Source organism: Vibrio mexicanus (genome assembly GCF_001012815.1).
In the GTDB taxonomy this organism is placed as follows: Bacteria; Pseudomonadota; Gammaproteobacteria; order Enterobacterales; family Vibrionaceae; genus Vibrio; species Vibrio mexicanus.
The window spans coordinates 96,263-110,571 of sequence record NZ_JYJP01000144.1 but is presented as its reverse complement, the minus strand read 5'-3'; the positions used below and the strand labels follow the sequence as shown (position 1 = coordinate 110,571).

Here is a 14,309-nt window from a genome sequence, read left to right as displayed (position 1 = left end):
AAGAGACAGGCATAACGCAGCCTTTTGTTTTATCCCAAGTGACTTTATTCACTCTACTTTTTGGGCATATCCAATTGCATCTCTGGAACCGCCGCTTTTCTCGCTTTGAATTTGCTGCGGATAAACCAGATAAGCAGCCCAAGTATAATCGCTAGCACGTTACCACCAATGATGATCATCATACTCTTCTTGCGCTTCTCTTCACGCATTTGAATCTGTCTAAGCTCTTCCAATCGCTCTTGCTGAAGTCGCTTCTCTTCTTCTTGCAATCGACGAGTCTCTTCAAAGTTCACTTCTTCTAGAACACTATAGGTATGAAGCGGGATAGCAAACTTGAGGCCTCGACCTGACGCCAAATCCGTGGCAAACACTTTACCCAGCCAACGGAAATTACCAATAGCGCCCTGATAATCGAAATTAAGGTCAACTTTAAGAGACTCTTCTATCGCCGAACCCTGCGCAGTTTCTAATAGTGTCTCATCTTGGTAGTGCTCAATGTGAGCTGCCAAAGAACCGGGTGCAATCATGCCCTGCTCGCCTGAAATAACCAGACTGTGCGGCTGGCCTTCTTCACGAGATTGAATAAAGGTTGGCTGAATCGGCATTGGGTAAACCAGAACTTCTTGCTCATGAGCACGAAGGAAAACCCCATTTCCGGATGTGATTCGCACACGGTATTTACCTGGCTCCGCCTCGATTGGCAGCGCAACGGTAAATACGCCGTCACCCGCGTATTCGTCCAAGCCTTGTCCATCATCGGCAAATACACCCATCACTTTCGGAATTGGGCGGGCTTCTTTCACAAGCGACTCTTCGTTTTCGATAAACTTAGTGAACGTCACCTGCAGATTGACGCGATCTAAAAAGTCTCTGAGTACCAGCGGCTCATCATTTGAGGTTAAACGCGCCGTGAACTTAATCTCCTCGCCTTGGAATAGACGATCAGGGAATTCATCGGTTGTTAGCTTAAGGTGCGAGATTAACTTGATGTTGTTCTTAGGCGTGACTTTACCCACGGCCTGCCAAGGACCTGGCATTGGATTATCAATAGAGATGATGTCCATAGACGACTCTTGATACCAACGAACATCATCAGGATGACGCCAAGCATAGTATTTTTTGCCGTCGGGACGCACTAATACCACGGGTTGAGAGCGTTCAGCACGATAGATCACAAAGGTAATCTGTTTGATTGTGGGGTCGACCCTAAAACGGTTATCAAGCAGTGACATTGAGGATTCTTGCTGAGCGAACGAGCTCACGCTAAATAACAATCCAATTATGATGAAAACAATCCTCAACATCCTATCTCCTAACGCCAGAGGCAACTGCCATTTTTTTCGACTATATCCAATCGTTTTTGATGTTCTTCTAATTCATCGGCGGTTGCCATCAAAACCTTTAATGCTTTTCGACCAGATGCGACACGCTTAATGCTTGATCCGCCTTCATTTCCTTCTCCGCTGTCTGCAGAAAACTGTAGTGAAGTTTGACCACCGGTCATCGCCAGATAAACATCCGCAAGGATCTCGGCATCGAGCAATGCCCCGTGGAGCACACGCGCCGATGTATCAATTGTGTAGTGCTTCGCTAATGAATCGAGGTTTTTCCTTGCTGGCATATTGGCCATGCGCTTGGCCATCGCCAGTGTATCGGTCACTTTGCAATATTGCTCAGTTTTACCAATCGCCGCATCCAGCTTACCAAACTCATAGTCCATAAAGCCGATATCGAAGGGCGCGTTGTGAGCCACCAGCTCCGCACCGTTAATAAAGGCTAAGAATTCATCGTGGATGTCTTTGTATTCCGGTTTGTCACGCAAGAATTCGTCTGTGATACCGTGTACTTCAATCGCATCTGGCTGGATTTCGCGATCAGGCTTAATGTAGCAGTGGAAGTGACGCCCTGTTAGCTTGCGGTCGATAATCTCAACGGCACCAATCTCGATAATTCGATGACCTTCATAGTGTGGGCCACCTTCACGGTTCATACCTGTGGTTTCCGTATCGAAAACCACAATACGTTTTTGCTTGGAATTGTCGCTAGTATTCATATCAAATCTTGTGTCAGACTATGCCGATAATGTGCTTAACCCAATAGTATCAAATCATGACGAAACAGGTGGAAATTTTCACTGACGGTTCTTGTTTAGGCAACCCTGGCCCCGGCGGTTATGGTGTCGTCCTTCGATATAAGCAAGTGGAAAAGACCCTAGCCAAAGGCTATACCCTCACGACTAATAATCGCATGGAGATGCTAGCAGCCGTAGTGGGTTTACAAGCCCTTAAAGAACCTTGCCAAGTTTCTTTGACGACCGACAGCCAATACGTGCGCCAAGGTATCACCCAATGGATTCATAATTGGAAGAAACGAGGCTGGAAAACTGCCGACAAGAAACCGGTTAAAAATGCCGATCTATGGCAAGCCCTAGACAAAGAAACTGCTCGTCACCAAGTGGAATGGCATTGGGTGAAAGGCCACGCTGGCCATCGTGAGAACGAAATGTGCGACGAACTGGCTCGTGCAGCTGCAGAAAACCCAACCGAAAACGATGAAGGCTATCAAACCACATAATTTAATGAGAGTATATTTATCGAGAGTGTCTCTCACACTGACAATTATGAATGTTGCAGTTAGCGCTGACAGGAGCAAGTCGGCGCTTTAATTTCCAGTGTGGCTTAATCGGTTTTAGCGGATAGGTGCGTTTACGCGCCACAATGAAGTACAAACTCCCCATCGGCGACGCCCAATCGCCCATCGCATTTTCCATCCAAGTCCAAAGCGGCTGATACTTTTGCATCGGAAATAGCGCATACGTATCACAATGAATCACCTGATAGTTTAACACCCCAAGCCAATCCTTAATCCGCCCTGGGGTAAACATTCTACCACTCCAAGGCAAATTGTTTTTTCGCCACGGCATCAAGCTCGACAGCCAGATAAGCTTAGTGGATTAAAGCCGGTAATAATCAAATAGCCATCATCGACCATCACTCGATCCACTTCGCGCAACATGCGATGTGGGTCGTTACAATAGTCCAATTGATGCGCCATAATGACTGCATCGAAGCTTTTTTCTAAGAAAGGGAGATCGTAACCGTCGGCAATTACGTTATGCAGTGGGTTCTGAATATCTAGGTTAACTTGATGTTGGATGTTACAGTTGCAACTTGTCAGCTCACAGCTCAAACCACCCAATTTTAGTAGGTGATAGCCGAACAGTTTAGGACACCATTCATCAAGGCGCGTTTGTATCGATTCACTCACCCATGGGCCATTTTTTAGTTGACGCCACTCGTGAGGTTTCTCTATCTTCTTTTCACTACGTGCGGATGTGACCATTAAACTGCTACACCTTAGGGATCGGAGACCTAACCATGTTACATATCAAAAGCATACCTGCATTTAACGACAATTACATCTGGCTCATCGAAAATAGCGATCAAGATTGTGCCGTCGTCGATCCGGGTGATGCCACGCCTGTGCTTGCTTATATTAAAGAGCACAACCTTAATCTTAAGGCGATATTAATTACGCACCATCACAATGATCATATTGGTGGCGTTGCCGAACTGGTTAGACAATTTCCAGATGTGGATGTGGTTTGTTCTGTAAAAGAACCTATCCCAACCATGACCCACTCCGTCGAAGCGGGCGATCAAATTAAGCTGTTCGATGAAGTTTTTTGGGTTCTGGGTTTAGAAGGACACACGCTTGGTCACGTTGGCTATGTCGGAGACGGCAAACTATTCTGTGGCGACACCTTATTCTCTGCAGGCTGTGGACGCGTATTTGAAGGCACTATGCAGCAAATGCATGACTCTCTGAGCAAACTTGCCGCACTGCCTGAAGAAACCGAAGTTTACTGCGCCCATGAATACACCACTGCCAACCTTGCTTTTGCCCTTGCAGTTGAACCAGACAATACGCAACTCCACCAATATCGAGATGAGGTCAACCGATTAAGAGCGCAAAACAAGAGCACGATACCCACCACCATACGCAAAGAAAAGTGGATAAACCCGTTCTTACGCTTGGATCAGCCGAGTGTCATCAAATCTGTCACAAATCGGACATTGCAAACCGATCCTGTCTCAATCTTTACAGCATTACGTGAGTGGAAGAACGAATTTTAACGTTTTGCTGCTTGTCACTCGGCTAGGGTGACAAGTATTATCATCAGCCAAATTATAAAAGGGCTGAAAAATGCGATTGAAACACAGCTGGGTTTTGGTGCTGATGCTAACAGGATGCCAATTAACTCAGCCTATGGATCAGGAAACGGAATCCAACACAACAGATTCAACGACACAGGTGACTAAGCCTGTAGTTACACCAAGCACCACACCAGATGAACCTGCGGTTGAACCGACTCCCGTCGTCACACCTCAAAATCAAGAAGATGTTTGGCAACGTATTGCGATGCAGCTTGAAATGGAGATCCCAGATCATCCAAAGGTTGACTACTATCGTACTTGGTATTTAAAACACCCGAACCATTTAAGAACCGTTTCGCAGCGTGCAGAGCCGTTTCTGTACCTGATTACCGAGCGCATTGAAGAACGCGGCCTTCCTATGGAGCTGGCGCTACTGCCGGTGGTAGAGAGCTCTTTCGATGCCTTTGCGTATTCACACGGCAGCGCAGCCGGCCTATGGCAGTTTGTTTCTGCAACAGGTAAAAGCTACGGCCTAGAGCAAGACTTTTGGTACGACGGCCGACGCGATGTCTCTGCAGCAACCGATGCAGCATTGGATTTTCTTACTGACTTGAATAACCGCTTTGATGGTAACTGGAACCATGCAATCGCTGCTTATAATAGCGGTGGTGGCCGTGTAAATAGCGCCATTCGTAAGAATCGTAACCTCGGAAAGCCAACAGACTTCTTCTCTTTGGACCTACCAAAAGAGACCAGTGGTTACGTACCAAAACTGTTGGCACTGGCTGATATCGTCGCCAACCAAGAAAAATACGGATTCACCATCCCACCAATTGCCAACAAACCCGTGGTTGAACTAGTTGACCCTAAAGAGCAGCTTGATCTAGCCATTGCAGCAGATTACGCAGGGATCTCCGTTAAACAACTCCAAAGTCTAAACCCAGCCTACAATCAATGGGCAACTTCTCCAGACGGCGCTCAGCAATTATTGCTTCCGGTTGAATCAGTCGACTCATTCAACCAAAAAGTCGAAGAGAACCGCGGTAAAGGCATGCAATTGGTTCGCTATCAAGTCAAAGCAGGCGATAGCCTGAGTGTGCTTGCGAGTAAATACAACACCACTAGCCAAGTCATTCGTAATGCAAACAACCTATCAGGCAATACGATTCGAGTTGGCCAACATTTGATGATCCCAACTTCAACGCGTGATGACCAAGCTTATGCTTTAAGCGCTGCAAACCGATTGGCTAAAACTCAATCTCAGTCTCGTGGCCAAATCAAACTAACTCATAGAGTCGTTAGTGGCGATAGCTATGGAGCATTGCTCGCGCGAACAAAGTGTCACATCAATCTCTGGCCAAATGGAATGGTATGGGACCACGCGATACCCTTCGAGTTGGGCAAGAGCTTGTCATTTGGAAAGACAGCAGCGATGGTGCCATCATTCGCACCGTTTTCTACAATGTACGCTCTGGCGACACTATTAGCGGCATCGCTAACAAGTTTAGAGTGAAGAGTAACGACATTGTAAAATGGAATAACTTGAGTAAGAAGAAATACCTGCAACCAGGCCAACGCCTGAAGTTGTATGTTGATGTGACTAAGGTGAGTGTATGAATCCCTCAAGTAACCCTCTCGTCATGTTGGTGGACATCTTTCGTTCACCAAGCGCCTGTTTCCTCGCACTTCACCAACGTGGAATGTGGGGCTGGCAGCCATACATTTTCCTAATTTTGTCCCCCTTCCTATTTTGGGCTCTTACTTCGATATTGTCGATTTCGCTTGGCTTAAAGCAGGCTTAGTCGAACATTTAGCTGAGTCTTCGCCACAACAGCTTGAACTGTTAGAGGAAAACACTTTGATGGCCAGTGCTATCATCAGCGACGTGTTTGGCCGCACTCTAACCATCTTAATGCTAGCATTTTGGTTTAACTTGGCAACGAAGCCTAGCCAGCATCAGCACGGCTTCTGGCGTTGGTTTGCTGCAAGTGCTGTGATTACTTTCCCAGCCGTGGTGGGCGACCTAGCAAGTTATGTCAGTGTGCTTCTGAAACACGGTCAAGTGATGAGCTACGCGGCTGATTTGAATAGCCTCAATGGCCTGCTTAAACTGCCACCAAGTAACGCTTGGTCTCAGTTTGCTAGTTCTTTCCCACTGCTTTTGCCATGGTACATCGTATTAGGTTACGCAGCAGTGGGTACTTGGACGGAATTTGAAAGAGGTCAGGCATTAGCAATTTCAGCCCTGCCTTGGCTCGCTTACTACCTGATTTGGGCAGTCTACATTCTTATTGCAGGCTAAATTCTACCAACATTGGATTATGATCAGAGGCGTCCGTTTGTGGCGCCTCTGCTTTTTCTAACGTAAGGCCACGATAAAACACATGATCTAGAACTAGGCCTGTCACAAACTCGGTTCTATAGTCTGGGGTAAATGAGACCTTCTCGACGTTGAGTGATTTCAAACTCGCTTCTAACGCCTTCATTCGCTTCTCACTCCAACTGTTAAAGTCTCCCGCTACTAGGATTGGGCCTGTATGTTGGCGTAAGCCTTCAGCCAATTTTCCCAGTTGACGCTCATACTCCGTCGTTCCATAAGTGAAGTTCACAGCGTGAATGTTCACCACGGCTAGCTCTTTACCTGAAGACAATGGATAACGAGCGAAAATCCCAGATTTAGGTAGCCTCAACCATGGCTCTGGTTCCACATAAGCGCAAGCGATACTTGGCGCGCTGCCAGACAGGTTAAGCACACCAGCGGTAACATCTAACGCAGAGAAAGCATCCACCTGTTGGCCAAACCAATGGCTTTGGTTTAACCATGTTTTCAACTCATCCGTCATACTTGCTTCTTGAAGCAGCACCAACTGCTTATCATCAGAAAATTTCTCTAGTTCAACTTGCCAGTTTGATTTGTTCTGCTTGTAAATATTCCACACGAGAATGTTGAGCTTGCCCTGATTGTCTAGTTGCTCGTAGGCATTAGGCTCAATGCATTGAATAGATTTTTCGGAATCGCTTTGATGAATATCAGACAAAGCCGCAGACTCTGGAACAGAAAAGCTCCAGTAAATTGTTGATGCCATGGCAGCGACTGCGATAAGCAGAAGGGTAAGTAAACGCTTGATCATTAAACGGCTTCTAATGGTTCTTCTTCTAATGAACGTCTTCTAATAGATATCTTGTAATAAAAAAGGAGCCTGCTGGCTCCTTTTTTAAATCGCTTCTTCGTCTTCTTCACCAGTACGGATACGAACAACTCGCTCCACATCGGTGATAAAGATTTTACCATCGCCAATTTTACCCGTTTGAGCGGTTTCGATGATGGTATCAACACACTGCTCGGCTACATCGTCAGTCACGACAATCTCAAGTTTTACTTTCGGTAGAAAATCGACCATGTACTCTGCACCGCGGTACAACTCTGTGTGCCCTTTCTGACGACCAAAGCCTTTCACTTCAGATACCGTCATACCCGTGATGCCTACTTCAGCTAGCGCTTCACGTACGTCATCAAGCTTAAATGGCTTAATGATCGCTTCAATCTTTTTCATGCTCATCCCTTACGCTTCAACAGTTTGGGTTATTATCAGCCAGCCACCAGCAACAATCAACTGCTTAGATAAAAACCAATAAAAAAAGCCCAAGTATGACACTTGAGCTCTCTTCAATACTTAATGATTAATTTGAATCTTACACAATTACTTTAAGCTAGCGTAGTAAGCGGCAAGGTTCGCGATGTCATCATCGCTTAGCATAGACGCTTGCGCTTGCATTACAGCCGCAAGTCCACCTGTGCGCTCTTTATTCTTGTAGGCTTTCATTGAGGTCACTAAGTACTGTTCATTCTGACCTTTAAGATTTGGATAGCCAGGGATAACGGCAATCCCATCTGCTCCGTGACACGCTGCACACACAGCGGCTTTAGCCTGACCAGCAGCAACATCTGCGGCTAGTGCTTGACCACTCAACATTCCCAAACCAAGCACAAGACCCATTGCGACTTTTTTCATTGCTCTTCCTTATTTTTCTTTGTTATCAAGTATTTTTACAATTCTTGCACAAATTGTGTTGTTTTGTACCAAACTACATCACACTCTTGTCCGGAAAACGCTTGGTCTACAAAAAGTCCCACAACCGCGACGACCTTACCTTCAAATAGAATGATGGGTGTTCTGCGCCTTAACCAGCTTGGTACTTGGTACTCTTGAAAGAGTTTTTTCAATTTTCGGCTATGCTGGCGACCAACGGGTTTCGCACTCAGCCCTTCTGGGTCAAACGTTACGGTAAGCCCCGCTAACTGCTCTTCATTTAGAGATAATGAGCCGCCACTTCCACACTTCTCCAAGCACAAACAACCCAAATCATCAGGAAGTTGTACTGGTTCATTCAAAGTTATTTGGTACGTCCACTGCGTTAGGTCTTCGCCTCGTTCAACCAAGTAAAGCTTGTTTGAAAAGCGCCTCACTTGGCAGTCGACTACATTTAGGATTGGGTTGGCATCTTCTTTCGCTAGTGCTACCTCTTGCCAAATAAGACTAAGCTGTTTGGCACTTGGCATCAACTTACCCAGTTGCTCGAACCACATTCGAATCAAGCGATTACGCATGAGATCACTGATAGCCACTAAGGGAGCAATTGATAGGCTGCCATCTGCATTGATGGCATTCTCCAACCTATCAGACAAAAGCTCGTCTAACAGAGACTCTTGTTCGGCACACAATTGGGCGCTTCGCTCCACAGAACTAGCAATACTCGGCCAGCGCATTTTGAGCTCCGGGACGATTCGATGGCGCAAGAAATTACGATCGTAGCGCTCATCATCGTTGCTCTCATCTTCGATCCATTTCAGTTTTTGGCTCTGTGCATAAGCTTCCAGCTCGGAGCGAGCAACTTGCAGTAAAGGCCGAACAATGAAGCCTTTACCAAATGGGGCACATTGAGGCATAGATGATAGCCCTTTTGGCCCACTGCCGCGCTTTAAAGCCAGAAGAAATGTCTCTAGTTGGTCATCGGCATGTTGGCCAGTGAGAAGAACATCATTATCTCCAATATGCTGGCTTAATGCTTGGTAGCGCTTTTGTCTTGCTTGCTGCTCGATGCTATCACCATTGTTCAAATCTAACTGAACATGCTCGATAACACACTGCAGCTCGATCTGATGGCAGAAGTTTTTAACCACATCTACCCAATGATCCGCATTCGCGCTCAAACCATGGTGAACGTGGACTGCAATACAAGACTTATCGTTCTCATGACACCACTGTTTGACAAGAGTGGTCAAAACTATTGAATCCAAGCCGCCACTCAATGCGATCACAAAACGATTTGCATGGGTAAGCTGCTGAAGTGTCTTATCAATATCGAGAGAAAGCTGAGTCATTAGGCTAGTTATGAAGTGGGTATATATGGCTATCTTAACATCACGCTTGTGTTTGGGGCTAACAAGGATTGATGCAAACGAGGGACATTGAAAGGGAAAGCTTGTCTTTAGCACTTTCAAATGGCAAACAGCAAAAAGGCCAGCACATGGCTGACCTTTGGATATATGACTATCTGAAATCTCAGATTAGCAGTAACCGTAGCTCATTAGGCGTTGGTAACGGCGCTCTAGTAGCGAGTCATTATCGAATTGCTCTAGCTCTTCAAGTTGCTTCAACAGTGTCGATTTCATGTTAGCAGCCATCTCAACGTAGTTGCGATGTGCACCGCCTAATGGTTCAGGGATGATCTCGTCAATCAGCTCTAGCTCTTTTAGACGAGGAGCAATCAAGCCCATCGCTTCTGCAGCTTGTGGGGCTTTGTCTGAATCACGCCATAGGATAGAAGCACAACCTTCTGGTGAAATTACTGAGTACGTAGAGTACTGAAGCATGTTCACATAGTCACCAACACCGATAGCTAATGCACCACCTGAACCGCCTTCACCGACAACGTTACAGATCACTGGCACTTTAAGGCCTGACATAACTTTCAGGTTCTTAGCAATCGCTTCAGATTGGCCACGCTCTTCCGCGCCAACACCTGGGTAAGCACCTGCAGTATCAATGAAGGTAATGATTGGCATTTTGAAACGCTCTGCCATTTCCATTAAGCGCAATGCTTTACGGTAACCTTCTGGTTTAGGCATACCGAAGTTACGCTTAACCTTCTCTTTTGTCTCTCGACCTTTCTGATGGCCAATAACCATAACTGGGCGACCATCTAGACGTGCAATACCGCCAACAATCGCTTTATCATCAGCAAAGGCACGATCACCTGCAAGCTCTTCAAACTCGGTAAATACGTGCTCTAGGTAATCTAGCGTGTAAGGGCGTAGTGGGTGACGTGCTAATTGAGCCGTTTCCCAAGCACCTAAGTCGCTGAAAATTTTCTTCTTAAGCTCTAAGCTTTTCTTCTCTAGTTGCTCGATCTCTTTATCTAGATCGACTGCAGTATCACCACCATGGCGTGAAACATCACGTAGTGCTTCAATCTTTGCTTCAAGTTCTGCAATTGGCTTTTCAAATTCTAGAAAGTTTAGGCTCATCGATGGATCCTTTTATACTCAGCCCTAATCTGTCGGCTGAATTTATTAGTTAAATTCGAGTTCTACCTGGTTCTTACCAAGTAGTTGTTTTAATTCGTCTAACAATGTATCGCTCGGGGTTACTCGCCACTCAGTCCCTAAGGTTAGGCGAGCTCTCGCATTGGAGCGTTGATAATATACATTGACTGGCACTGTGCCAGCTCTATGAGGCTCTAGAATGTTGCTAAAGCGCTCAAAAAATTGACCGTCTATCTGGGATTCGTTCACAGAAACGGAAATACCACGTGCATATTTTTCGCGTGCACTTCCTAAGTCCATGACTTCGCGCGCGGACATTTTAAGACCACCATTGAAATCATCAAAGCTGACCTGTCCCGAAACCACCAAAATTTTATCTTTTTCTAACAATTCTGCGTAGCGATCCAAGGCATCCGAGAATAACATGACTTCCATTCGACCGCTTCGGTCATCCAAAGTCATCAATCCAATTCGGGTTCCACGCTTGGTCGTCATCACGCGAGCCGCAATGACAAGGCCAGAAATCGTGACCGACTGATCGCGTCTTGTTGGTGTTGCGTCTTTTAGTCGACAACTGGTGTACTTACCCAGTTCCTTAAGATACGCATTAATTGGGTGTCCTGTGAGGTAAAGCCCAAGTGTGTCCCTCTCCCCTTCTAACCAGACTTTTTCTGGCCAAGGTTCAACTTGAGTGTACTTGTGCTCTACTTCCTCAGGCGCATCGGTGAGCACGCCAAACATGTCGGCTTGACCAAACGCTTCCGCTTGGTGATGTTGACTCGCCGCTTTCACCGCATCATTGAGTGACGCCATTAACGCTGCTCGGTGTGGCCCTAAACGGTCCAATGCACCGGCAAAGATAAGCTTCTCAATCACTCGTTTATTGACCTTTTTCAGATCAATGCGCGCACAGAAATCGAATAGATCTTTAAAGTGACCATCTTTATTGCGCGCTTCTAAGATAGCGTCAATTGGGCCTTCACCAACACCTTTAATCGCACCGATGCCGTAAACGATCGCACCTGTCTCATCCACATTAAATCGATAGAGGCCGGAATTGATGTCTGGCGGAAGCACTTTTAGCTTCATTCGCAGACACTCGTCTACCAGGCCGACCACTTTCTCGGTGTTATCCATATCGGCGGTCATTACTGCTGCCATGAACTCCGCAGGGTAATGGGTTTTAAGCCACAAGGTCTGATAAGAAACAAGCGCGTAGGCAGCCGAGTGCGACTTGTTAAAGCCGTAACCTGCAAACTTCTCTACCAAGTCGAAGATCTTCATGCAAGTTCGCCATCAACCCCATTGGCAATCGCACCTTCTTCGAAGGTTGCACGCTGCTTCGCCATCTCTTCTGGCTTTTTCTTACCCATTGCACGACGCAGCATGTCCGCACCACCCAATGTGTAGCCAGACAGAACCTGCGCGATCTGCATTACCTGTTCTTGGTAAAGGATGATGCCATATGTAGGATCAAGGATCTCTTTCAGCGATTCGTGCTGCCATGTTTCATCCGGATAAGAAATAGCTTCTCGGCCATGCTTACGGTCGATGAAGTTATCTACCATCCCCGATTGAAGCGGGCCAGGACGGAAAAGTGCTACCAGTGCGATGATGTCTTCAAAACAGTCTGGTTGCAGTCGTTTGATCAACTCTTTCATGCCGCGAGATTCGAGCTGGAATACCGCTGTCGTTTCAGAGTTTTGTAGCAGATTAAATGAGGCTTGGTCCTCTAGAGGAATCGACTCAATACGAACTGGATCTTTGCCTTCTTTCTCAAGCCTTGGGTTAATCAGCCCTAACGCCCAATCGATGATGGTTAAGGTTCGCAGACCTAAGAAGTCAAACTTAACCAATCCGGCCGTTTCTACATCGTTCTTATCAAACTGAGTTACCGGGAAGTTACCTTCCGCATCAGCATAAATAGGAGCAAAATCGGTAATAGTCGTTGGTGAGATTACAACACCACCCGCGTGCTTACCCGCGTTTCGTGTACACCCTTCTAAGATGCGACACATGTCGATGAGGTCTTTGACTTCCTCATCTTTTTCATACAGTTCAGGCAGCGCTGGCTCGGCTTTGAAAGCTTTCTCTAGCGTCATGCCCGGATCGGGCGGAATGAGTTTTGAAATTCGATCAACAAAGCCGAACGGGTGTCCCAACACGCGGCCAACGTCTCGGATAACCGCTTTTGCCGCCATGGTACCGAAGGTAATGATCTGAGATACCGCATCACGACCATACATTTCTGCCACGTGGTCAATCACTTGGTCACGTTTATCCATACAGAAATCGACATCGAAATCGGGCATGGATACACGTTCTGGGTTCAAGAAACGTTCGAAGAGTAGGTCGTACTCCAGCGGATCAAGGTCGGTGATATCAAGTGCGTAAGCCACCAAGGAGCCGGCACCTGAACCACGGCCGGGTCCAACAGGAACCGCATTGTCTTTCGACCACTGGATGAACTCCATTACGATCAAGAAGTAACCTGGGAACCCCATGTTGTTGATTACTTCGAGTTCAATTTTCAGGCGCTCATCGTATTCAGGGCGTCGCTCTTCACGCACTTTTTCATCAGGAAACAGGAATGCTAGACGTCTTTCCAACCCCTCTTCAGATTTTTTGATTAGGAACTCTGTTTCTTCCATCCCTTCAGTTGGGAATGCAGGCAGGAAGTACTCTCCTAATCGAACGGTCACATTACAGCGCTTGGCAATCTCGACACTGTTTTGTAGCGCTTCTGGAATATCCGCAAACAGCTCGCACATCTCTTCTTCAGTGCGAAGATACTGTTGATTGCTGTAGTTTTTGGGTCTGCGCGGGTCATCAAGTGTAAAGCCGTCATGAATCGCTACACGAATTTCGTGCGCTTCGAAAAAGTCTGGTGTCAAGAACACCACATCATTAGTCGCCACAACTGGGAAATCGTATTGTTCAGCATACTCCAGCGCGAAGTGAAGATAGGCCTCTTCATCAGCGCGGCCAGTACGCGTCAATTCCACATAGAAACGATCAGGGAAGTGAGTTTGATAGAAAGCCGCTACATCTGCAGCAAGGGCTTTATTGCCTTTTAGCAGCGCCTTGCCTACTTCACCATTCTTCGCACCAGAAAGAATAATTAAGCCTTTCGCGTGATTGGCTAACCACTCTTTATCAATCACTGGCTGATGTTGTACGTGACCACGAAGGTAGGCTTCAGAGATGAGCAAAGTGAGGTTTTTATAACCTTCATTATCGGCAGCGAGAACCGTAAGTTTGGTCAACTCGTCCCCAAACTCGCTAGACTGCATCGCAAAATCTGCACCGATAATTGGCTTAATACCACAACCGTGCGCCGTCCCGTAGAATTTAACCAGACCACATAAGTTCGTAAAGTCCGTCAAAGCCATGGCTGGCATGCCCATTTCCGCCACTTTCTTAACCAGTGGCGGGACCTTAGATAGGCCATCAACCATTGAGAAGTCGCTGTGAACTTTAAGGTGAATAAACTTTGGATCTGACATCAAATATTCCAGGTTTCTTTACTTTTTGGGCAAACTTAAGACTTTATAGACAAGTCAAAGCTGCCTTACAACATATGGCGCTAAGCGTCTAAGTTTAGC

General features: G+C 46.5%; 10 protein-coding genes and 3 pseudogenes. 4 read left to right on the top strand and 9 right to left on the bottom strand.

Annotation, left to right across the window (positions count from 1 at the left end; genetic code table 11):
- Window positions 1-53: 53 nt before the first annotated feature.
- Together UA76_RS21810 and dnaQ are read right to left on the bottom strand one after the other, a co-directional pair.
- Complete coding sequence (locus tag UA76_RS21810) at window positions 54-1,304, bottom strand: TIGR03503 family protein (RefSeq protein WP_047049970.1); 1,251 nt, start codon at window positions 1,302-1,304, stop codon at window positions 54-56.
- A gap of 8 nt (window positions 1,305-1,312) precedes the next feature.
- Complete coding sequence (gene dnaQ, locus UA76_RS21805) at window positions 1,313-2,053, bottom strand: DNA polymerase III subunit epsilon (RefSeq protein ID WP_047049968.1); 741 nt, start codon at window positions 2,051-2,053, stop codon at window positions 1,313-1,315.
- 56 nt (window positions 2,054-2,109) lie between these two features.
- Between dnaQ and rnhA the strand changes: the two genes are divergently transcribed.
- Window positions 2,110-2,574, top strand: a complete 465-nt coding sequence (rnhA, locus tag UA76_RS21800; protein ID WP_047049966.1) for a ribonuclease HI — start codon at window positions 2,110-2,112, stop codon at window positions 2,572-2,574.
- A 16-nt stretch (window positions 2,575-2,590) separates the two neighbouring features.
- Here the strand turns inward: rnhA and UA76_RS21795 are convergent.
- Window positions 2,591-3,342 (bottom strand): annotated as a pseudogene (locus tag UA76_RS21795) (class I SAM-dependent methyltransferase).
- 35 nt (window positions 3,343-3,377) lie between these two features.
- Between UA76_RS21795 and gloB the strand changes: the two are divergent.
- The 3 genes and pseudogenes from gloB to UA76_RS21780 all read left to right on the top strand — a co-directional run bounded on the left by gloB (window position 3,378) and on the right by UA76_RS21780 (window position 6,459).
- A complete protein-coding gene (gloB, locus tag UA76_RS21790) occupies window positions 3,378-4,136 on the top strand; it encodes a hydroxyacylglutathione hydrolase (RefSeq protein ID WP_047049964.1) in 759 nt (252 codons plus the stop codon).
- Between the two features lie 220 nt (window positions 4,137-4,356).
- A pseudogene (locus UA76_RS21785) lies at window positions 4,357-5,774 on the top strand (lytic transglycosylase); the annotation flags it as partial.
- An 85-nt stretch (window positions 5,775-5,859) separates the two neighbouring features.
- Window positions 5,860-6,459, top strand: a complete 600-nt coding sequence (locus UA76_RS21780; RefSeq protein ID WP_238322376.1) for a YIP1 family protein — start codon at window positions 5,860-5,862, stop codon at window positions 6,457-6,459.
- Here the strand turns inward: UA76_RS21780 and UA76_RS21775 are convergent.
- From UA76_RS21775 to dnaE, 6 genes and pseudogenes are all read right to left on the bottom strand, one after another.
- Window positions 6,446-7,288: an endonuclease/exonuclease/phosphatase family protein gene (locus tag UA76_RS21775; protein ID WP_047049963.1), complete on the bottom strand. Its 843-nt coding sequence runs from the start codon at window positions 7,286-7,288 to the stop codon at window positions 6,446-6,448. The two genes, UA76_RS21780 and UA76_RS21775, sit on opposite strands and share 14 nt — an antisense overlap.
- A gap of 84 nt (window positions 7,289-7,372) precedes the next feature.
- Window positions 7,373-7,711 carry a nitrogen regulatory protein P-II gene (glnB, locus tag UA76_RS21770; protein ID WP_047049961.1) on the bottom strand — a complete coding sequence of 113 codons (339 nt, stop codon included), beginning with the start codon at window positions 7,709-7,711 and terminating at the stop codon, window positions 7,373-7,375.
- A gap of 147 nt (window positions 7,712-7,858) precedes the next feature.
- A complete protein-coding gene (locus UA76_RS21765) occupies window positions 7,859-8,170 on the bottom strand; it encodes a c-type cytochrome (protein ID WP_047049960.1) in 312 nt (103 codons plus the stop codon).
- Window positions 8,171-8,205: 35 nt separating this feature from the next.
- Window positions 8,206-9,540, bottom strand: a complete 1,335-nt coding sequence (tilS, locus tag UA76_RS21760; RefSeq protein WP_047049959.1) for a tRNA lysidine(34) synthetase TilS — start codon at window positions 9,538-9,540, stop codon at window positions 8,206-8,208.
- A 186-nt stretch (window positions 9,541-9,726) separates the two neighbouring features.
- Window positions 9,727-10,686: an acetyl-CoA carboxylase carboxyl transferase subunit alpha gene (gene accA / locus UA76_RS21755; RefSeq protein ID WP_047049958.1), complete on the bottom strand. Its 960-nt coding sequence runs from the start codon at window positions 10,684-10,686 to the stop codon at window positions 9,727-9,729.
- A 45-nt stretch (window positions 10,687-10,731) separates the two neighbouring features.
- Window positions 10,732-14,210: pseudogene (gene dnaE, locus UA76_RS21750) on the bottom strand (DNA polymerase III subunit alpha).
- Between the last annotated feature and the right edge of the window lie 99 nt (window positions 14,211-14,309).

Bases quoted from the DNA above. Each gene is read 5' to 3' on its own strand.
- UA76_RS21810 (WP_047049970.1), bottom strand. From the start codon at position 1,304: ATGTTGAGGATTGTTTTCATCATAATTGGATTGTTATTTAGCGTGAGC.
- dnaQ (WP_047049968.1), bottom strand. From the start codon at position 2,053: ATGAATACTAGCGACAATTCCAAGCAAAAACGTATTGTGGTTTTCGAT.
- rnhA (WP_047049966.1), top strand. From the start codon at position 2,110: ATGACGAAACAGGTGGAAATTTTCACTGACGGTTCTTGTTTAGGCAAC.
- gloB (WP_047049964.1), top strand. From the start codon at position 3,378: ATGTTACATATCAAAAGCATACCTGCATTTAACGACAATTACATCTGG.
- UA76_RS21775 (WP_047049963.1), bottom strand. From the start codon at position 7,288: ATGATCAAGCGTTTACTTACCCTTCTGCTTATCGCAGTCGCTGCCATG.
- glnB (WP_047049961.1), bottom strand. From the start codon at position 7,711: ATGAAAAAGATTGAAGCGATCATTAAGCCATTTAAGCTTGATGACGTA.
- UA76_RS21765 (WP_047049960.1), bottom strand. From the start codon at position 8,170: ATGAAAAAAGTCGCAATGGGTCTTGTGCTTGGTTTGGGAATGTTGAGT.
- tilS (WP_047049959.1), bottom strand. From the start codon at position 9,540: ATGACTCAGCTTTCTCTCGATATTGATAAGACACTTCAGCAGCTTACC.
- accA (WP_047049958.1), bottom strand. From the start codon at position 10,686: ATGAGCCTAAACTTTCTAGAATTTGAAAAGCCAATTGCAGAACTTGAA.